Below are 19,232 nucleotides of genomic sequence, written 5' to 3' on the forward strand. Positions count from 1 at the left end.
CTCAAAATAACATTGACAACACATATTGTTAAACAATAATGTCCCCCCAGTAAAGTACTAATACTTAAGATTAATTTGAAGGCATAATCCATGATACTTAGTAAGTTTCGCGTCTTTTTACTTTGGCTCCCTCTCTGCTTATTTTTTGCCTATCAATTTATTTTGCGAGTTTCTCCCAATGTCATGATGCATGAAATTTTGTCCTATTTTCATGTGAATGCCACCAATTTTGGGATTCTGACATCTCTGTACTACCTGGGATATTCGCTCGTTCAAATTCCCATTGGTATATTGCTTGATCGCTATGGACCCAAACAAATTTCTGCTCTTTGTGTTTTGCTCTGTATTGGAGGGGCAGTTTTATTTTCCCTCTCTAGCTATTGGCCATTCGCGCTGCTTGCTCGGTTTTTAATCGGCGTTGGGTCTTCTGGGGCATTTATTTCGAGCACTAAAGTGGTGCGGTCTTGGGCGCCTGAAAAGTATTTCTCTCTTTTCGTTTCTATGACCATTACTGTGGGGTTGCTGTCAGCCCATCAAGCCGGGAACTTAATAAGTTATTTAATGGAGTTGGTTGGTTGGCAAAAAGCTGTTTTGTATCTGGGGCTAGGTGGCATTCTAATATTTGTATTTATTCTGCTGAGCGTCAAAAACAACCCGAAATACGAAAAAACAGAAATGGGATCCCTTGATTCTGCCTTTATTTCCAAGCTGCTGAAAAATCTCGTAGACCAGAAAATTTTATGGATTGGATTGTGGGGTGCTTTCCTGACCGGACCTCTCTATGTGCTTGGGGATGTGTGGGGCATCTCGTACATGATGAAAGTTTTTGAATGGAACAAACATCAAGCGACGGAAGCCTCTACTATTATCTATTTTGGAATGGCGTGTGGAGGCCCCCTGATTGCGGCTCTTTCTAACAAATTTCATCATCATCGCAAAAACATGATCGCGATTCTCGCGTTTGGAATGGCGTTTATTCTAAGTATTGAAATGCTGTTAAAACCTTCTTATGAAATTGTGGTAGGGTTAAATTTCTTGCTAGGGGCGCTTTGTTCTTATCAGATTCTTGTCTTTAGCTTGGTTGTTCTTAATACACCCATCCACTTCAGTGGAGTCACCTTTGGCGTTGTGAATACCATTAATATGTTGAGTGGGTTTGTGTACCTTCCTTTGGTGGGCCGTGTTTTAGATTATTGTTGGGACGGGGTGTCTGAAAATGGAGTTCCCCTTTATTCAGCTTATGCATATCAGGTCGCTATTTCTGTGATTGTTGTTGGACTGTTTGTGGGGGGAGTCGGGTTTTTATTGACAGGGGTTAAAAAAACTTAAGACTTCTTGTCCGATTTTTGGTACACTATCAAGAATAAATTAAAGTGATTTAACATGAGATGTGTTGCCTACTGTACCGGGGAAAACTATAACCTTAAAACCCTTTCCCAGTTTTTTACCGATCAAGATGTAAAGCTTAAGCTTTACAACAAAGAAGTTCTTCATGTTGCCAACTACCAGGGTGGCAGTGATCTTTTCTTTTTTGATTACGGGTGTCTTGTTTTCTGGAATTACAAACCTCTCACAGAAGAGAAAATCCTTGAAGCTCTTTCCCCGCTTTCTGCCAACCCTCTAAAAAAAATAGCTCCCGAAGAATTTGAGGTCACTCTCAAAAAACCTGGTTCTAAAACAGTGGTGGAAAATGATAGAGTTGTGTTGGGGGGGAATACAATTCTCGATAAACTGACCCTTTCTTTTGCCCTCTCTCAATCCGTTAAACTCTCCTATTTCGAACAACTCTTGGAAGAAACAGGAGAAGAAACCAAAAACATTCCTTCAGAGCTCGCCACCAAAGGCAAGATCTCTTTGTCACGGCGAGAAATTGCCAAGAAAATAGGGAGACTTTTTTTAGTGAGAAACTCCATTAACCTTCACACCGAAATGTTGGATACCCCTGACTTTTTTTGGGAATATCCTGCCCATGAAAACCTTTACAAACTCATCACTAAACATTTGGATGTGCCTCAACGAGTAGACGTTTTAAATAAACGCCTGGATATGATTCGGGATTTGTTCTCCATGTTAGAAGAGCACCTGAACCATCAGCACTCCTCGTTGTTAGAGTGGATCATTATTGTGTTGATCTCCACCGAAATTTTCTTGTTTTTAATCAAAGAATTTAACCTGTTTTCTTTTGTGCTTTAACTCTCTCTCAACTCCGTCAAAAGACCGCTGATGCCTTTGATCAGGTGGGTGGCGCTCTTCCATACCTTCAGAATTACCAATTTCTGATCTGGGCGTACCTTGATGGTACCGCAAGATTTTTGAATAAAGCGCACGATTTTCTCGGGGTCAGCGAAGGTGTTTTTATAAAAGGTGATCAGCACGCCATGGGGACCGGATTCCAGCTTATGGATGTTCAGATCTTTGCAAAGGTTTCTAAGCGACACAATGTGAATTAAGTTTTCTGTTTCTCGGGGCAGGGGGCCAAACCGATCAATCATTTCTGCTTGAAAACTTTCCGTTTCTTCTTTCGTAGCCAGGCCAGAGATACGTTGATAAAGACTTAATCTCAGACCGTCATCTGGTATGTAGGAAGGGGGGATGAGGACTTCCACTCCTAGGTTGATTTGGGGTGCCCAATGGGTTTCGAGAGGGGCAGATTTGTCAGTGCTTGATTTCAGTTCAGCCAGCGCGTCTTCCAACATGTGGTGATACAGCCCCACGCCCACGTTCTCAATTTGCCCCGATTGTTCTTCCCCCAAAATATTTCCAGAACCCCGAATATCCATATCATACGAGGCCACTTGGAAGCTGGCGCCGAGAGAGCGCAAAGATTGTAGCACTTCAAGTCTGCGTTCGGCCGTTTGGGTGAGCTGCTTATCTTGGGTAAAGGTAAAATAAGCGTATCCTTGTTTTTTAGAGCGACCCACTCGACCGCGCAATTGGTAGGTTTGGGCAAGACCAAAGAGATCTGACCGATATACAATCAAAGTATTGGCCGAGGGGATATCAAGACCGGACTCGATGATGTTGGTGGCAATCAGCACATCGTATCGACGATCACAAAAATCGATCATGACCTGCTCCAGATCCTTGGGAGCCAATCCCCCGTGGGCAACCGCCAGTTTGAAGTTGGGCAAAAGTTTACTTAAGTTCCGCAGGGCGGGCCCGATGTCAGAAATGCGGGGACATACAAAAAAGCTTTGCCCACCTCTTTGTTGTTCGCGGATGAGAGCTTCTTTAATGATGAGATCGTCATAGGCCATCACCCATGTATGTACGGGTAATCGTTCGATGGGAGGAGTGGTAATGAGACTCAAGTCTCGAATGCCACTCATTGCCATCTGCAAAGTCCGAGGAATGGGAGTGGCACTGAGCGCCAAGATATGAGCCTCTGGGTAGAGAGATTTGATCTTTTCTTTTTGGGTGACACCAAAATGTTGTTCTTCATCAATAATAAGAAGTCCCAGATTTTTAAAGTGGGTGGAGGAGGATAGTAAACTGTGGGTACCAATGATAATGTCGATGTCACCTTCTGCCAGAGCGTCTCGTATTTTCTTGGTTTCAGCAGGAGATTGAAACCGGGAAATAAGGGCTATCTTTAAAGAGGATCCCCGAAAACGATGTTGGAACGTTTCAAAGTGCTGCCGGGCGAGAATAGTGGTAGGGGCCAAGATAGCAACTTGCGCCTTTCGAGACCCCACCACAAAAGCAGCCCGCAGCGCGATTTCTGTTTTCCCAAACCCCACATCTCCACAAACCAAACGATCCATGGGGGTGTTTTTGGAAAGGTCTTCCAACACTTCTTGGATGGTGCGGAGTTGATCGTCTGTCTCAGGGTACGGAAAGAGGTTAGAAAACTCCTCGAAGGTATCGGGAGGGAAATAAGATTGAGCCTCGATGATATACCTCTGGGCCGCAATTTTAGCCAATTTCTCCGCCATCTCTTTGATTTTCTCTTGAGTTCGGGCTTTGCGGACTTGCCAGGCAGTGCTCCCCAATCTGTCCATGCTGGTGGCAGAAAACTTATTCGCATAAAAAGAAAGGACATTCAGATTTTCTACCGGTACATAAAGCTTATCCCCATCAGCGTACATAAGGCAGACACAGTCATGCTGGGCTTTTTGGATGGAGAGCGTCACAAGGCCACCATAGGCCCCGATACCATATTCTTCATGCACCAGGAAGTCACCCTCTTGGAATTGGGCAATCTCAAGCAAATTCTTCTTTTTTAATTTTTCTGTGTTCTGAGGCTTCTTAGAAAGGCGTACCCCGTATATATCTTCTTCGGTGATGACTTGGAAGGTGGACGTCTCGAATCCACGCGACAAGGGCAGAACCAACAAAGAAGGGGAGAGGTCTTTCTGCTGCTCAATTTCGCTCCAGGCTCTGACGGTCAGGGGAATTTTGAGGCTTTGCAGCGCTGTTTTCATGACCTCTAGGCTGCCTGGTGTTACCGCTGCAAATACCACTTTTTTAGAGGCTTCTGCCACATGTTTTTTCAGCAGATTGTATACCTCGCGGCGATTTTCGTGCTTGAGGCGCAGAAAGGGGAAAACACGGGCTCCAAAGTCTTCAGCACCCTTGGGACTAAACGCTGTTAGTTCAATCTGATCAAAAGAGGATATTCCCTTTTTTAGGGTGTGTTCGGACAGATAAAAAGTGGAGGGCTCGAGCGGATTATAAAGATCTTGATTCAGCTTCAAGCTTTCTTGGCGAAAGGCGTAATAGGAGTTTACCTTTTCAGTGAACCCATCCAACCCATCCCACGCCCGTGCATTGAAGATAAAAAGCGGGCGATCTAGGTAATCAAAAAATGTCTGGGGCTTTTCATAAAACAAAGGCAGCCAGTGTTCCATTCCCTGAAAGGGGATACCCTTGGTGATGGATTGATAGAGAGGATTCTCTTGGAGGCGTGTGCCAAAAAGCTCTCGGTAAGACTGGCGAAACTGTTCGATCGTCTTCTCCGTTAAGATCACCTCGGAAATGGGAGAAAGCTGAAAGGAATCTCTGGACTCCAAAGAAAGTTGTGTCTCAACTGAAAAGCTTTTAAGAGAATCAATATCGTCATCAAAAAAATCCAATCGAAGAGGATTAGGTTCATTGGCGGGATAAAGATCAATTAACCCCCCACGAACAGCATAGTCTCCCACTTGACGCACCGTATCAAGGTGATGGTATCCATTTTGGGACAGATAATGTAACAAAGGCTGTCGAATAGCTTTCTCTGTGCTGAGGGCGTTGAAAAATCTATGGGACAGGCATGCCTTAGGTGGTAAAAATTGAGAGATGGCTTTGGCCGTGGTGAGGATAAGGTGATGGGTATTCATCAACAAAGAGGAGAGTACACACAGCCGTTGTCCCATGACCTTAGAGGAAGGGGACGTTTTATCGTAGGGCAGACAATCCCATTCGGGAAAGACAAAAGGGGAGAGCGTGGGGACAAAAATTTTTAAGGTAGCGGCAAAGAGATACGCATCTTCCTCTGATTCCAAGAGACACACGACAGAGCGCTCTAGAGGTCCTGATTTTTTAAGCAATTGGGCAATAAAATACGCTTGGGCACTGGGGGGTACCCCCGCCACCGTGGTTTTCTTTTTTGAGTCGTTTAAATTCATCAACAAAACACGCAAAGCCCGCGGAGCGTGAATGCACCAGCGGGGTCTATATAAGACTCTAGTAAGTTTTAATCAAGAACACAAGACAAAGCGGTTAGAACGAACGTTTAATAAAGCTCTTTTATAATCTGAAGAGATTGCAGGGTTTCAGCGTCCAACAGACCCGTTATATTCAAGGGTAAAAAGTGGCGCTGAAAGGCCGTTAAGGTGTACTCTGTTTCCTCGTTCTCATGGCCGGTGAGTTCCAGCTGATATCCAATGTGGGTCAAGGCCTCTTGTGCCATGAGATAGTCTCGAGCAGAGGGGGAAAACATCGTTTCATTCTGAATAGGTAGTTTACAAAGAAGGGGAGACCATATGCCGTGCCCTTCTTCTGCTATCTTCTGCCAAGGAAAAAGCTCGCCCGGATCCTTTTTTCGGGCGGGGGCAATGTCTGAGTGCCCAACGATATTATAATCTGGAATGTCGTGACGTATCCGAATGACTTCTATCAAACTGAGTAGACTTTCGATCTGGGTGTCCGGAAAGGATTCCGGCCCATAAAGATGGCCTCGATTATCTAACTCAATACCAATGGAATTGTAGTTTAAAGAGGATTTTCCTCGCCAATAGCTGACCCCCGCATGATAGGCCACCTTCTCTTCGGGTACGAGACGCACGATCTCTCCTGTTTTTGAGATCAGGTAATGGGCGCTCACCTTAGCCGTTGGATCACGTAATCGATTAATGGCCTCCTCAGCGCTTTTCATATCGGTATAATGAAGCACAAGTGTATCAACAGGATGTGTGCGCTCTTCAAAATTGGGCGAAAAATGATCTGTAATTTTCATAAAAACAACCTATACTAAATGAAAGTAACACATAGGTATTCTTTGGAAAACTTTAAACTGTTCGTCAAGCCTTTTGAGCGCGTCATCAATACTATTACATTGGCGGGCGGGCGTTTTATTTTTGTGGGCGGGTGTGTGAGAGACGTCCTTTTAAATGAATCTCCGAAAGATGCGGATGCAGAAGTCTATGGCATCCCATTATCGAAATTGAAACAAGCCCTAGAATTGGTGGATATTGTTTCAGAAGTGGGGAAGAAGTTTGGAGTCTTAAAGCTGAAGAATTATCCTATTGATATTTCTTTGCCTCGCCTTGATACTAAAACCGGGCCGGGGCACAAAGGGTTTTCAGTGAAGGTTGATTATTCCATTCCTTTTCGACAAGCCGCCAAAAGACGCGACCTCACCATCAATGCCATCGGGTTTGATCCCGTTAAGAATGAAATTCTCGATCCCTATGAAGGAGTCAGAGACCTTAATAAGCGCATTTTACGGGCCGTTGATTCCAAAACTTTTGTAGAAGATCCCTTGAGAGGCTTGCGCGTTGCCCAGTTTGCCAGTCGCTTTTTTATGGATCCCCATAAAAGCCTCCTTTTCTTATGCCAAACTCTGGATATTACAGAGTTGCCCCATGAACGCATTTTTGAAGAAATTCGAAAACTTCTTCTGTTGGGGAAACAGCCCTCCAAAGGGTTCCTCTTTTTAAAAGAAGCCAAGCTCTTAGAACAATTCTGTCCTTGGCTCGCTCATTTATCAGAATCCAGGTGGAGTCATACCTTGTTGGCTCTGGATCAAGCGGTTACTGTTCGACCCACAGAAGAGGATACCGCGTTGGTGTTTATGTTGAGCGTCATGTGCTCTGCCTTAGATCCGGCGGATACCCGAAGTTATTTGAAGAGTTGTGTTATGAAGGAAAAGTTGAAAGGCTCTGTTTCTCTCATACTGGAGAAAGGACATCTCATCTTGGAAGCTCAACGGGTGGCAAATAAGGCAGATTTATTCTGGATCGGCAGAGAGCTTCATAAAACGGGCCTCAGTTGGAGAGATCTTCTCTTATTTCTCAAAACCATGAACCCAAAAGCGCTGTGGGTGACAGACCTATGTGAACAAGTTTTTGCAACGGGGGCATCAAACCCTAAAAACCTAGAGCCTGTGATCACGGGAGACCACTTAATAAAAAAGGGTCTGCGCCCAGGTAAAGAATTTAATGACTTATTAAATAGGTGTCTTAAAATACAATATGAACAGGGTATTACTAATGCTGACAGAATATTAGAAGAAATTCTTTAGAAAAACGTTTATCATTTTTATTAAAAGATCTAGGAGACTATTATGAATGCCACCTCTACCCCTAAAAAACCTTATATTATCGTTCTTGGTAACGAAAAAGGAGGCAGCGGAAAATCTACTACCGCCATGCATGTGACCATGGCTCTTTTAGATTTAGGGTTCAAAGTTTCCAGCATCGATGTGGACGCCCGTCAGGGGACACTCACTCGTTATGTGGAAAATCGACTTCATTACACAAAGACTCATAAGGCTAAATTGCCCATGCCAGACCATCATCCCCTATTAAAAAGCGAGGAAGATTCTACAGAAAAAGCCCATAAAGAAGACGACAAGACTTTTGCTAGCTTGTTGGAGAAATTAAAAGATTCAGATTTTATCGTCATCGATACGCCTGGCAGTGATTTATACCTCTCTCATTTGGCGCATTCCTATGCGGACACCATTATTACCCCCCTCAACGACAGCTTTGTAGACTTAGATGTAATGGTACACTTAAAGCCGGACAGCTTAGAGCTCGACAAACCGAGTATTTATGCCAACCGTATTTGGGAGCAGAAGAAACAAAAAGCCATGAGAGAACGTAGAAGCATTGACTGGATTGTCTTGCGAAACCGTCTTTCCAACATTCATTCAGCTAATAAACAAAAGATGGAAGAAGTTCTCTCCACCCTGTCGAAACGATTGGCGTTCCGGTGTGTGCCTGGGTTTAGTGAACGTGTCATTTTCCGCGAAATGTTTTTGTCGGGATTGACCTTGCTAGATCTAAAAACTCTTGGGGTTCCCTTGCAGTTTTCCCACATTGCCGCCAAGCAAGAACTTCGAAACTTGATCGAGGCTATCAGCCTTCCAGCGTTGACGGAAAAGATAAAAGTTAGTTTTTAAGGACGGGTATTTTACCCATTTGAATAGCCCACAGATAGGCATAATGTCCTTTTTTACGCAGCAGAGCCTTATGGGTGCCTTCTTCCACAACGCTGCCATCTTTAAAGACCAAGATACGATCCATATCAATGAGCGTAGAAAGTCTATGTGCAATCACTACGCAGGTTTTCCGACCCATGATTTTATCCAAGACAGCTTGGATTTCTTTTTCTGTGACGGGATCCAAAGCAGAGGTGGCCTCATCCAAGATAAGAATGGGAGCATTTTTCAAAATAGCCCGCGCAATGGCAACGCGCTGACGCTGCCCGCCGGATAAATTGCTGCCACGCTCTTCCGCAATGGTCTTGTATCCCTTTTCTAGCCTGCGAATGAAGTCGTGGGCATTTGCTTTTTTTGCCGCCTGAAAAATTTCTTTATCCGTCGCTTTAGGTTTTCCATATCGTATATTGTCCATAATACTCCGATGGAAGAGAGAGACATCCTGGGGAATAACCGACACGCTATGCCGTAAGGAAGATTGGGTAACTTTAGAAATATCCTGACCATCAATCAGGATTGTCCCCCCCTGAATATCGTAGTATCTGAGAACTAAATTCACCAGCGTGGTCTTTCCGCTGCCAGAGGGTCCAACCAATCCAACTTTCTCACCCGCTTTAATGGTGAGATTAAGCCCCTTGAAAACTTGTTGGCCAGCCCCATAGCAAAAATCCACATCCTTAAATTCTATTTTCCCTTTTTTTACACGTATTGTTTCTGCATTTTCAATGTCTTGAATTTCATGCGTAATGGAGAGGGTGGCAAGTCCCTGTGAAAATCTGCCCAAAATTTCAGGCAATTTTACAAGCTCACTGGCGAGGAGCCAGACCCCATTAATCATGGAAATGGACAATGTTAAAATAAAGGCAAAATCTCCGATGGAAACTTTCTGTTGGCTGTAAAGATAAATCAACAGCATGAGCATAACGGCTAAAAAGATAACCAAGGTGGAATCTTGAAAAGTGCGCAGCTTAATAAGATAGCGCTGTAAGTTTCTGTCTTTGACCGCATTGACGGAGAGATAGCGCTGGATATTCCTCATTTCTTCTACCTGACGAGAAAACAAACGAACATTCATATTGTTGGCGATGCCATCCACTGTCTTGCCAATCATTAAGCTTAAGTTCTCAGAATATTTTTTGGCAAGTCTGTTTGCTTTTTTGGCCCCCCAAAGAGATGCGAGTAGGAAAACAGTGCTCCAGACAATCAGAATAAGGGCGAAAAAAGGATTGATTAAGTACATAGAGACACAAGCAATCAAAATAGACATGATTTTTGTGAGAAAAGTCTCGGCAATATTGGTGAGAAACTCATCAACACTGCGACTGATATCTGAAATTTTATTGGCCACAGAGCCTGAGAAATTTCTTTGGAAAAAATGATAAGAATGGGCCATCACATAATCATAAAGGAAACTCCAAATGTCCTTGCGAAGGGAGGGGATGGTTTTAAGAAGGAGCCATTCTCTGAGGCGGAAGCTAGCACTGTTGAGGGCAGTCATGCTGATATAGGCCAACGCAAAAGGCCATAAAACATGTAAAACGCTGGCAAAGGATCCATGGGATACTTCTGTGGCTCGATCAATAATTTCCTTCATTAAATAAGGCGTCAGAGAGGTTTCAATGGCCCAAAATAACCCTAAAAACAAAATCGTAAAGACAGCTGGTCGATAAGGCCTTAGAAAGTGGGTTAAAAAGGTTCGTAGCGTTTTAGGTATAGAAGTTACTATTTTTATGTCCCCCTAGAGATGATAATACCACATTGGTTTGTATTTTTTGAATAATTTTTTGTGGAGAGAGAATCAAGAAAATCCCTCGTTTTAGAACAGCTAATCCCTTGCTTTTCCAGAAAAAGTAGTGTATCCAGGATATTTATAAGTTTTAGTTAAGGAAAAACAAATGGCAGTTCCCAAGAAGAAGACATCAACATCTCGTCGTGATCAGCGCAGAGCTCATGATTTTCTAAAAGTTGTTTCTCACGCAGAATGTCAGAATTGTGGTGAAATTATTCGTCCCCATCATCTTTGTACGGCTTGTGGCCATTATGGAAGTAAAGAAGTGATAGAACAGCGTCCTGCTGCAGAAGACACAGAAGAAACAACCAAACAGTAAGGCGAGACGTGTCAAAGTCGTCCAAACATATCCTTCTGTCGTTAGATGTGATGGGAGGAGACAAAGCGCCCCATATGGTGATTGAGGGTGCTGCGCTTGCGTTAAAAGAAAATCAAAACCTGCGTTTTTTGATGTATGGAGATGAAAGAAAAATTCTTCCTCTGATGAAGAGGCATCCCTCCCTTGAGAAAGCTGCCCAGCTTTTCCATACATCGGAATTTATTAAAAATGACGAAAAACCTTCCATCGCTTTGCGCCAAGGTCGTAACTCGAGCATGCGACTTGCCATTGATGCGGCAGCAAAAGGGGTGGCTCAAGGAGTGGTTTCTGCGGGCAACACCGGTGCCTACATGGCTATGGCCAAAATTTTTCTAAAAATGATTGACGGCATTGATCGCCCTGCCATTATTGGCTCATTCCCCACCACCACTAAGCCTTGCGTTATGCTTGATTTAGGGGCCAACATTGTCTGTGATGAGAATCACCTAACACAATTTGCTATCATGGGTAAGGTCTATGCCCAAGAAATGTACGGGGTCAAAAACCCTTCCATCGGTCTTTTAAATGTGGGTGAAGAAGAGCAAAAAGGCCACGATTTTATCCAAAATACTGCCCAAAAATTGAAGAAAGCACGGCGCACGGTTAATTTCTACGGGTTCGTAGAGGGTAATGACATTATGAAGGGCACCGTGGATGTGGTGGTTACCGATGGCTTTACGGGGAACATTGCCCTGAAATCAATTGAAGGGGTGACCCACTTTGTGATGACTGTCTTAAAAGATGTCTTTAAATCCTCCCTTCTTGCCAAGATTGGGTACCTGCTTTCCATTTATGCCCTCAAGAAAATGGCCACAAAAATTAATCCCAAAAAATATAACGGGGCCATGCTCATTGGTCTTAAGGGTGTTGCCATAAAAAGTCACGGTGGTGCGGACGCCATCGCTTTTGCGAATGCCATTCACACAGCGGCTCAACTCTCGTCGCACAACTTCGATAAGAAAATAGAGAAAAATTTAGAACAGCTCAAGAAAGAGCTTAAGTAACTCTCTTTCTTCGGCCAAGAAAAGAAGGCTATGGACCGTACGCGTATTATAGGAACAGGATCTTATCTCCCGCAGAAAATTGTGACCAACTATGACTTGGAAAAGATCATGGAGACCTCTCATGATTGGATTGCTCAGCGGACAGGTATCCATCAACGCCACGTGGCAGCGGAGGATGAATTCACGTCTCATATGGGCATCAAAGCCTCCCAAAAGGCCATGATCGCTGCCAACATTCAGGCAGAAGACATTGATTTCATTATTTGTGCCACCACAACCCCTGACTTAACCTTTCCAGCCACGGCTGTGCGTATCCAATCTAGTCTGGGGGCGAAGAACGCTTTTGCCTTTGATATACAGGCAGTGTGTAGTGGATTTATTTATGCACTGTCCCTGGCTGACAATTTTATCCGCACGGGCCAATGTCGCCGAGGGTTGGTGATTGGGGCTGAAAAAATGAGTCGCATTCTAGATTGGTCCGACCGGGGCACCGCCATCTTGTTCGGTGATGGGGCAGGGGCCGTGGTGGTGGAACATACGGATGACCCGACGCGCGGCATTCTCAGTACTCATTTGCATTCGGATGGAAGCCTGTGCGACATTTTGTATACCGATGGGGGTGCGGCCACCTCTGATCAGGTGGGGAAGGTGCGCATGGTGGGGCGAGAAGTGTTCAAACATGCTGTCCTTAAATTAGTTCATGCTATGTCAGAGGCCTTGGAATCTAATCATTTATCCAGCTCGGATGTGGATTGGTTTGTGCCCCACCAAGCCAACGAACGCATTATCGATGCGGTGGCAGAGCGCTTGAATTTCCCCGAGAATAAGATCATCAAAACGGTGAGAGATCACGCAAACACGTCAGCTGCCTCCATTCCCTTAGCGCTCGACTGGGGCGTGCGGCAGGGGAAAATTAAAGAGGGCGATCTGGTTCTGACCGATGCGTTGGGGGCGGGGCTCAGCTGGGGTTCTGCTCTTATTCGGTGGTAGGTTTTTTTAGAAATGAACGCTAGATTCGCGACCGTTTTTCTTTTATGTTGGGGTGCCTTAACCTCTACCCACAGTGAGATCATCAGAATGAACAGCCCGCAGGAAATACAAAACCAGATCGAATCTCTTTTAGTCTCTCATCCAGCATCAGAGATGTGGGTTGTTTTTGATATTTATCACACCCTTGTGCATCCTCGGCACCCAGCGACTCATTTCCACAATATGAGAGAAAAATATAAAGATATTTTTAAATCAATTTTTAAGCCGCTGACGCTTCGTCAATCAGAAGTAGCCCTGAATATGGCCTTAGAACACGAAAAAGGGCTGATCCTCATCAACCCCGCGTTTCCTAAGTTGATCCATGTCCTTCAAGAAAAAAAGATTGTGACTTTCTGTCTCACCACGGCCTTCGCCCGTTCTATAAGCAAGATTCAGAACCCTAACCAATGGACGTACACCTATTTCAAAAACACCTTAAAAATGGACTTCAATAAGAGGCCCCCCTTTGCTGAAGATCAGAAAAAACTTGTCTTAGACTCCAAAGACCCCGTCTTTTATGATAGAGGCATTCTCTTTACTAATGGCGAGCATGGACTGACGAAGGGAGAAACCATTGTTTTGGCCCTAAAAGAATCTCCTTTCAAGCCAAAGGTTTTGGTGATGGTGGACGACACGGAAAAAAACCTTTTATCCATTCAAGAAGAACTTAAAAAGCATGATTCCACCCTTACATTTGTGGGCATTCTCTTTACAGGAGCCATTGAGGTCTCGTCCTCCTGCACAGAAACAGAGTTTAAAACATTTTGGCAGGGAAAAGTTGATCACTCCAAGATTTTTTCATAAAAAAATTAGTTCACAACAAATTTTTAACACGGGAGGTTATGATGCGTTTTTTTCTTTATCTTATTTTAGGGCTATCCATTGTATTTTGGGGTCAGGCAGCCGGCCGCGCCGCGTGTTTATTTCCTTCTTTTAGTGAAGAGGCTGGTCTTCTTTCTAAACGATTTTTTCCAGGGAGACATGCTTCATCCTCGAAAAAGGCTATCCCTTCTCCTGTTTGGAGAGAAACACAAACTCCTTTCTCTGGGTTACTTAAAACAGTAGAAAATAAGGAAAAACAAAGAACTACTGGAATAGGAGTTCTTATCAATTCCACGACTGTTTTAACAGCAAGTGGAGCTATTGTTGGGTGTACAGCAGGGGGGCAGATACCTGCGAGAACACTATTTTTCCCTGGGTCTCATCCTATAAATGGAGTAGAAGGGACACGATTTGTATGTGATCATCCAGAAAAGAGAAATACTGATTTGAGCAGAATTTCGAGTCAGAATCAACGCCCGAATGCCTCTGATTTTGGGGGTATGATTTTAGAAAACTCATATGGAAGTATTAAACGACCTTACTTTATCCCTATTCTTGATCCAAGCGAACTTCTTTTTTTGAACAAGCTTTGGTTAACCATCCATGATGGTGACATCTTGGTTGATCTTTCAGCAGAATTAATAAGAGCCAAAGGGCCATCTATTTGGTATCAAACGAATCGTGGAATCAACAGTACGTGGATCAGCACAGGGGCCCCTCTTTGGGGGCAGATTGATGAGAGTTCTGCTCCTTTGCTCGTAGGGTTTCATCGTCAATCTGAAAGTACCTATTGTCATGAAGGTATTAGTGCTATGGGAAAAAATGTTGTTTCCTTTATTCGACAAATGCTCTTTACTTTTCATTTGAAAAATTTACAAACAATGCCTTTGTCTTAAAGACAAAGCAAGAGGAGCGTTGTGTAAATTTTCTATGCAAGAAGAAGTCATGATGAAGCTATCATTTCTCTCCTAACTTAAGGAAAGAATACTTTTTAGACAAAATCTTCCCAATAATGTTTTTCTTCTCTTGCCTGACTAGAGGCAGAAAAAAGAGGGCCAGAAGCGAACATCATGTGCCCGTGAACCCCAAGATTATCAAAAGTCCCAGGATTTTTCCACCAGGTTTGTTGAAAGGCCATTTGATCCGCGTACCATCTTTTCTGTTCCTCGGGAGTCATTTTTTTGTCATCCCACGAGACAGCCTGGCTATTTTGGATAAGAACAGGGGTAGGAAGAGGAGTAGGAGGAAGGGAAAGTTTCTCTGATGGGTTAGAAATCATCATAAAAGTCGTTTGTTTTTCTAAAATAAAGTTTAGGTGTTCTTTCAACTCAAGGTTCTGTGTTTTTAGGAGGAGGGAAGTATCTGCCCTATTTTCTTTATTTTCTCTCTCCCCTGTATCTTCCATCATTGAAGCTAGAGTGTGAGAGCAGCGCAGAAAAGACGAAAAAGATAAAATAAAAACTCATGACAATCCCCTTTATTTAGGGAGAACGTAAAGTTTCTAGCTTCTTAAATACAGGTGAAAGATAAAAAAATTTCTCTTTATCTTATTTTCTTATTCAGACTTTCATTGGTTATATTGGATAAGTCTTGCTTCCTAGAAGGAGATGCACAACCTTAACCAGAAACAAAAAATTTTTGGTTCTTATTTAAAGTTAGGAACACCCGCTGGTGCTGCCACAGGTGTTGCATTTCATGCATGTCCCGTTTCGCACGAGGGTAAAGTTACCACACTCTTTGCAGGGATCTCCTTCAAAGCCCTTCATTTTGGCTTCCCGTGCTTTTTCTAAGCGCAGCGATCCAACCGAAGAATTCGTCGCCAGACCTGAAGAAGAACCATCCACTCCAATAGCCATGGAGACGGTCTCCAAAATGGATTCATCTTCCAGATTTTCTTCCAGAGATTGGCCGTTCAACACATAAATATTCTTGCGGATATATCCGTTACTGGCACTGCGTTGCAAGTGGTCTTTGGTGGCCTTTTTATCGCCTAACACAGATCCTGTGATGCCAAGGCTGCTGGGCATAAAGTCGTTGATGTCCACATGGGCCAGATCGGTACGGCCCAGATAAGAGATGGCCAGCTCGCGGAAGATATAGTCCGTAATGGATGTAGCCATTTTGATGGCCTCATTTCCAATGACGGTTCCAGCGGGCTCAAAGCGGGTGAAGGTGTAGGCCTCCACAAATTCTTCAAGGGGCACGCCATATTGCAGACCGAGCGAGATGGCAATGGCAAAGTTGTTCATGAGGCTGCGGAATCCTGCGCCCTCTTTATGCATATCGATGAAAATCTCCCCCAGCTTGCCATCCTCAAACTCGCCGGTACGCAAAAACACTTTGTGTCCCCCCACAGCCGCTTTTTGAGTGTATCCCTTACGGCGACCAGGAAGGCGCCGTCTTTCGGCTCTTTGAACGATTTTTTCCACAAGCCGCTCAACAATCTTCGTGGTTTGAAGAGCTTTGGGGAGAGACACAATTTCCTCCACCACTTCTTCCACATCCTCATCATCAGCCACAAAGCTAGTTGAATTCAGGGGTTGGGATAGTTTGGAGCCGTCTCGGTAAAGAGCGTTCGCTTTGAGCCCCAATTCCCAAGACAATAAGTACGCCTTTTTACAATCTTCTATGGTGGCATTGTTGGGCATATTGATGGTTTTTGAAATCGCCCCTGAAATAAAGGGCTGAGCTGCCGCCATCATCCGAATGTGGCTTTCGGCAGAGAGAAAACGTTTTCCAGTACGCCCACATGGATTAGCGCAATCAAACACAGACAAATGCTCGTCTTTAAGTCCGGGAGCCCCTTCGAGTGTCATGGTGCCGCAACAATAAGTGTTTGCCTGATCAATATGGCTCGCACTAAATCCTAAAGCGAGTAGCATGTTAAAGGTAGGATCATTCAACTGATCCACACTAAAGTTAAGAGTCTTAACGCAGAACTCCTCACCAAACGTCCATTTATTGAAGGCAAATTTAACATCAAAAGAACTTTTAAGCGCGCCCTCCAAAGCTTTGAGCTGAGGCTCCCTAAATCCCTTTTTTCTGAGCGCTTCAAAGGTTATGCCCTCTTCTTTTGGCAATGTGCCATACCCCGTGGCATAGTTGATCATTTCTGAGATTTCATCTTTAGAATACCCGAGGGTCGCGAGCGCTTTGGGCACCATCTGATTGATGATTCTAAAATATCCCCCTCCGGCTAGTTTTTTAAATTTTACCAAGGCAAAGTCTGGTTCTATCCCCGTTGTATCACAATCCATCACCAAGGCGATGGTACCCGTGGGGGCAATAGCCGTGGTCTGGGCATTCCGATACCCATATTTTTCTCCCAGCTTTAGGGCTGCATCCCACACGCCCTTAGCCTGTTCTGTCAGCTCGGGAAAAGGGCAATTCTTTTGATCAAGAGGTACGGGCAAAATTTCCAACCCTTCGTATCCTTTTTTCTCTCCATAGGCCGCCCGACGATGGTTGCGCATCACTTTTAGCATGGGGTCTTTATTATCTTCATATCCGGGGAAGGAGCCATGTTCTTTCGCCATTTCTGCAGAAGTCGCATACGCTATGCCGGCCATAATGGCCGACAAAGCGCCCGTTAAAGCACGTGCTTTATCACTGTCGTAGGGAATGCCATAGGCCATCAAAAGGCCGCCGATGTTTGAGTATCCCAATCCAAGAGTCCGATATTTATAGGTACCAAGCGCAATTTCTTTAGAGGGCAGCTGAGACATTTCCACGGCCAGATCCAAAGCAATGGTCCAAAGACGAAGAGCATGGATATACCCATCAAAGTCAAAATCAGACTTACCCTCTGTGGACTTGTAAAACTTCATCAGATTTAAGGAAGCTAGGTTACAGGCTGTGTCATCCAAGAACATATATTCCGAGCAGGGATTCGACGCATGGATGCGGCCGTGATTCGGGCAGGTATGCCAATCATTAATGGTGGTATCATACTGAAGTCCTGGGTCTGCCGACGCCCACGCGGCATAAGAAATCTTCTCCCAGAGGGCTCCCGCATTAATGGTTTTATGAACAGAACCATCTGTCCGACGAATAAGGTCCCACTCTTGATTTTTTAAAGCCTTATGGATGAACGCATTGGTCACACGCACCGAATTATTGGAATTTTGTCCCGACACTGTGGAATAAGCTTCCGAATCCCAATCTGTATCATACTCGGGGAAAGCAATGGTTTTCTCCCCCTGGTCTGCCAATTGTAAAATGCGCTGGATATAACTATCCGGTACTGCAGATTTTCGCGCTTCTTTAATGGCCTTCTTTAAGTCTGGATTTTTATGAGGATCTGTTTCGGCTTGATCTTCATCAAGAATGTAACAAGCGTTGAGAATAGCATTCAGATGTTTTTTCCCCAGTTTTGACCCGGCAACGAGTGCCACGACTTTCTGCTCTTCCACTACTTTCCAGTTGATGTAAGCTTCAATATCGGGGTGATCCACATTGACTGTCACCATTTTTGCCGCCCGACGGGTGGTGCCTCCTGACTTGATAGCGCCAGCTGCTCTGTCTCCGATACGCAAAAAGCTCATCATGCCAGAAGACTTGCCGCCGCCTGACAATGGCTCTCCATTACCACGCAGAGAGGAAAAATTCGAACCTGTTCCGGATCCATACTTAAAAAGGCGGGCTTCCCGAACCCATAAATCCATAATGCCGCCTTCGTTTACCAAGTCATCAGAAACACTTTGAATAAAGCAAGCATGCGGTTGAGGGCGCTCATAAGCGCTGGTTGAAAGCTTGACCTCCCCTGTGAGAGGATCTACGAAAGAATGGCCTTGGGCCGGTCCATTAATGCCATATGCCCAATGTAAACCCGTATTAAACCATTGAGGAGAGTTAGGCGCGGCAAATTGTTGGCACAACATATAACACATTTCATCATAGTAAGTGCGAGCGTCTTCTTCGCTTGAGAAATAGTTGCTTTTCCATCCCCAGTAAGTCCAGGTTCCAGCAAGCCTCTCAAAAACTTGGATCGCTGAGCTTTCAGGGCCATATCGCTTCTCTTTTGGCAATTTTGCCAGAGATTCTTCATCCGCCTCAGAGCGCAACAACCAAGAAGGGACACCTTTTTCTTTTACTTTTATTAAATGGGCGGGAACGCCTGCTTTTCTAAAATACTTTTGGGCCAAGACATCTGCGGCCACTTGAGACCAAGACTCTGGAACAGTTATGTCTGCGAGCTTAAAAACCACCGTTCCATCCGGGTTGCGGATCTCACACGAGGTTTTTTTAAAGGTAATATTTTCATAAGGGGATTTTCCTTGACTTGTAAACCTACGCTGTATTTTCATCGATGATCTCCGACCTACTAACCTACTATATGTTGTCTTTATGTTCTTATTTTTTATCTACATCTTGTATCAGCATACCGATTTCATTTTTCTCTATCAAGGAGTAATTCTTTAAAATTTATAGTTTTTTTTGTTGATTTTTTCAAAGCTATAGGAATGGTGCATTTCTTTGATAAATGCCTCTCTAAATTTATCAGAAGGAATTAATAATATTGAATTTAGGAGTCATAAATCCTATAATCCTACTGTATAAAATAATATGGTAAAAATATGGGGT

Annotated in this window: 14 protein-coding genes; 9 read left to right on the top strand and 5 right to left on the bottom strand. The window is 44.2% G+C overall.

Annotation, left to right across the window (positions count from 1 at the left end; all coding sequences use genetic code 11):
- Nucleotides 1-90: 90 nt before the first annotated feature.
- Nucleotides 91-1,329, top strand: a complete 1,239-nt coding sequence (locus tag A2621_03035; protein OFW89843.1) for a hypothetical protein — start codon at nucleotides 91-93, stop codon at nucleotides 1,327-1,329.
- A gap of 54 nt (nucleotides 1,330-1,383) precedes the next feature.
- Complete coding sequence (locus tag A2621_03040) at nucleotides 1,384-2,193, top strand: hypothetical protein (protein OFW89844.1); 810 nt, start codon at nucleotides 1,384-1,386, stop codon at nucleotides 2,191-2,193.
- On the opposite strand, the gene A2621_03045 is transcribed toward A2621_03040, so the two are convergent.
- Together A2621_03045 and A2621_03050 are read right to left on the bottom strand one after the other, a co-directional pair.
- The gene (locus tag A2621_03045; GenBank protein ID OFW89845.1) at nucleotides 2,190-5,609 is read right to left on the bottom strand and encodes a transcription-repair coupling factor; all 3,420 of its coding nucleotides are present in this window, start codon (nucleotides 5,607-5,609) and stop codon (nucleotides 2,190-2,192) included. The two genes, A2621_03040 and A2621_03045, sit on opposite strands and share 4 nt — an antisense overlap.
- 107 nt (nucleotides 5,610-5,716) lie before the next feature.
- Complete coding sequence (locus A2621_03050) at nucleotides 5,717-6,439, bottom strand: hypothetical protein (GenBank protein ID OFW89846.1); 723 nt, start codon at nucleotides 6,437-6,439, stop codon at nucleotides 5,717-5,719.
- Between the two features lie 18 nt (nucleotides 6,440-6,457).
- Here A2621_03050 and A2621_03055 point away from each other — a divergent pair, with 18 nt between their 5' ends.
- Both A2621_03055 and A2621_03060 read left to right on the top strand, forming a co-directional pair.
- The gene (locus A2621_03055; GenBank protein OFW89847.1) at nucleotides 6,458-7,726 is read left to right on the top strand and encodes a hypothetical protein; all 1,269 of its coding nucleotides are present in this window, start codon (nucleotides 6,458-6,460) and stop codon (nucleotides 7,724-7,726) included.
- Between the two features lie 42 nt (nucleotides 7,727-7,768).
- Nucleotides 7,769-8,608: an ATPase gene (locus A2621_03060; GenBank protein OFW89848.1), complete on the top strand. Its 840-nt coding sequence runs from the start codon at nucleotides 7,769-7,771 to the stop codon at nucleotides 8,606-8,608.
- Here A2621_03060 and A2621_03065 read toward each other — a convergent pair.
- Complete coding sequence (locus A2621_03065; GenBank protein OFW89849.1) at nucleotides 8,598-10,361, bottom strand: hypothetical protein; 1,764 nt, start codon at nucleotides 10,359-10,361, stop codon at nucleotides 8,598-8,600. The two genes, A2621_03060 and A2621_03065, sit on opposite strands and share 11 nt — an antisense overlap.
- Before the next feature lie 181 nt (nucleotides 10,362-10,542).
- Here A2621_03065 and A2621_03070 point away from each other — a divergent pair, with 181 nt between their 5' ends.
- The 5 genes from A2621_03070 (at nucleotide 10,543) to A2621_03090 (ending at nucleotide 14,545) form a co-directional block, all read left to right on the top strand.
- The gene (locus A2621_03070; protein ID OFW89850.1) at nucleotides 10,543-10,755 is read left to right on the top strand and encodes a 50S ribosomal protein L32; all 213 of its coding nucleotides are present in this window, start codon (nucleotides 10,543-10,545) and stop codon (nucleotides 10,753-10,755) included.
- Nucleotides 10,756-10,805: 50 nt separating this feature from the next.
- Nucleotides 10,806-11,798 carry a phosphate acyltransferase gene (locus tag A2621_03075; protein ID OFW90128.1) on the top strand — a complete coding sequence of 331 codons (993 nt, stop codon included), beginning with the start codon at nucleotides 10,806-10,808 and terminating at the stop codon, nucleotides 11,796-11,798.
- A gap of 30 nt (nucleotides 11,799-11,828) precedes the next feature.
- Entirely contained in the window at nucleotides 11,829-12,788 is a 960-nt protein-coding gene (locus A2621_03080; protein ID OFW89851.1) for a 3-oxoacyl-ACP synthase, read from the top strand.
- Nucleotides 12,789-12,875: 87 nt separating this feature from the next.
- The gene (locus A2621_03085; protein OFW89852.1) at nucleotides 12,876-13,631 is read left to right on the top strand and encodes a hypothetical protein; all 756 of its coding nucleotides are present in this window, start codon (nucleotides 12,876-12,878) and stop codon (nucleotides 13,629-13,631) included.
- 38 nt (nucleotides 13,632-13,669) lie between these two features.
- Entirely contained in the window at nucleotides 13,670-14,545 is an 876-nt protein-coding gene (locus tag A2621_03090; protein ID OFW89853.1) for a hypothetical protein, read from the top strand.
- A 95-nt stretch (nucleotides 14,546-14,640) separates the two neighbouring features.
- Here the strand turns inward: A2621_03090 and A2621_03095 are convergent, their stop codons facing one another.
- Both A2621_03095 and A2621_03100 read right to left on the bottom strand, forming a co-directional pair.
- Nucleotides 14,641-15,054, bottom strand: coding sequence for a hypothetical protein (locus A2621_03095; protein OFW89854.1), 414 nt, complete (start codon nucleotides 15,052-15,054; stop codon nucleotides 14,641-14,643).
- A 250-nt stretch (nucleotides 15,055-15,304) separates the two neighbouring features.
- On the bottom strand, nucleotides 15,305-18,955 hold the full coding sequence (locus A2621_03100) for a ribonucleoside-diphosphate reductase, adenosylcobalamin-dependent (GenBank protein ID OFW89855.1): 3,651 nt from the start codon (nucleotides 18,953-18,955) through the stop codon (nucleotides 15,305-15,307).
- Nucleotides 18,956-19,232: the final 277 nt, after the last annotated feature.

The sequence above is a fragment of the Alphaproteobacteria bacterium RIFCSPHIGHO2_01_FULL_41_14 genome (assembly GCA_001767855.1).
Lineage (GTDB): Bacteria > Pseudomonadota > Alphaproteobacteria > UBA7879 > UBA5542 > 2-01-FULL-41-14.

Bases quoted from the DNA above. Each gene is read 5' to 3' on its own strand.
- A2621_03035 (OFW89843.1), top strand. From the start codon at position 91: ATGATACTTAGTAAGTTTCGCGTCTTTTTACTTTGGCTCCCTCTCTGC.
- A2621_03040 (OFW89844.1), top strand. From the start codon at position 1,384: ATGAGATGTGTTGCCTACTGTACCGGGGAAAACTATAACCTTAAAACC.
- A2621_03045 (OFW89845.1), bottom strand. From the start codon at position 5,609: ATGAATTTAAACGACTCAAAAAAGAAAACCACGGTGGCGGGGGTACCC.
- A2621_03050 (OFW89846.1), bottom strand. From the start codon at position 6,439: ATGAAAATTACAGATCATTTTTCGCCCAATTTTGAAGAGCGCACACAT.
- A2621_03055 (OFW89847.1), top strand. From the start codon at position 6,458: ATGAAAGTAACACATAGGTATTCTTTGGAAAACTTTAAACTGTTCGTC.
- A2621_03060 (OFW89848.1), top strand. From the start codon at position 7,769: ATGAATGCCACCTCTACCCCTAAAAAACCTTATATTATCGTTCTTGGT.
- A2621_03070 (OFW89850.1), top strand. From the start codon at position 10,543: ATGGCAGTTCCCAAGAAGAAGACATCAACATCTCGTCGTGATCAGCGC.
- A2621_03075 (OFW90128.1), top strand. From the start codon at position 10,806: ATGGGAGGAGACAAAGCGCCCCATATGGTGATTGAGGGTGCTGCGCTT.
- A2621_03080 (OFW89851.1), top strand. From the start codon at position 11,829: ATGGACCGTACGCGTATTATAGGAACAGGATCTTATCTCCCGCAGAAA.
- A2621_03085 (OFW89852.1), top strand. From the start codon at position 12,876: ATGAACAGCCCGCAGGAAATACAAAACCAGATCGAATCTCTTTTAGTC.
- A2621_03090 (OFW89853.1), top strand. From the start codon at position 13,670: ATGATGCGTTTTTTTCTTTATCTTATTTTAGGGCTATCCATTGTATTT.
- A2621_03095 (OFW89854.1), bottom strand. From the start codon at position 15,054: ATGGAAGATACAGGGGAGAGAGAAAATAAAGAAAATAGGGCAGATACT.
- A2621_03100 (OFW89855.1), bottom strand. From the start codon at position 18,955: ATGAAAATACAGCGTAGGTTTACAAGTCAAGGAAAATCCCCTTATGAA.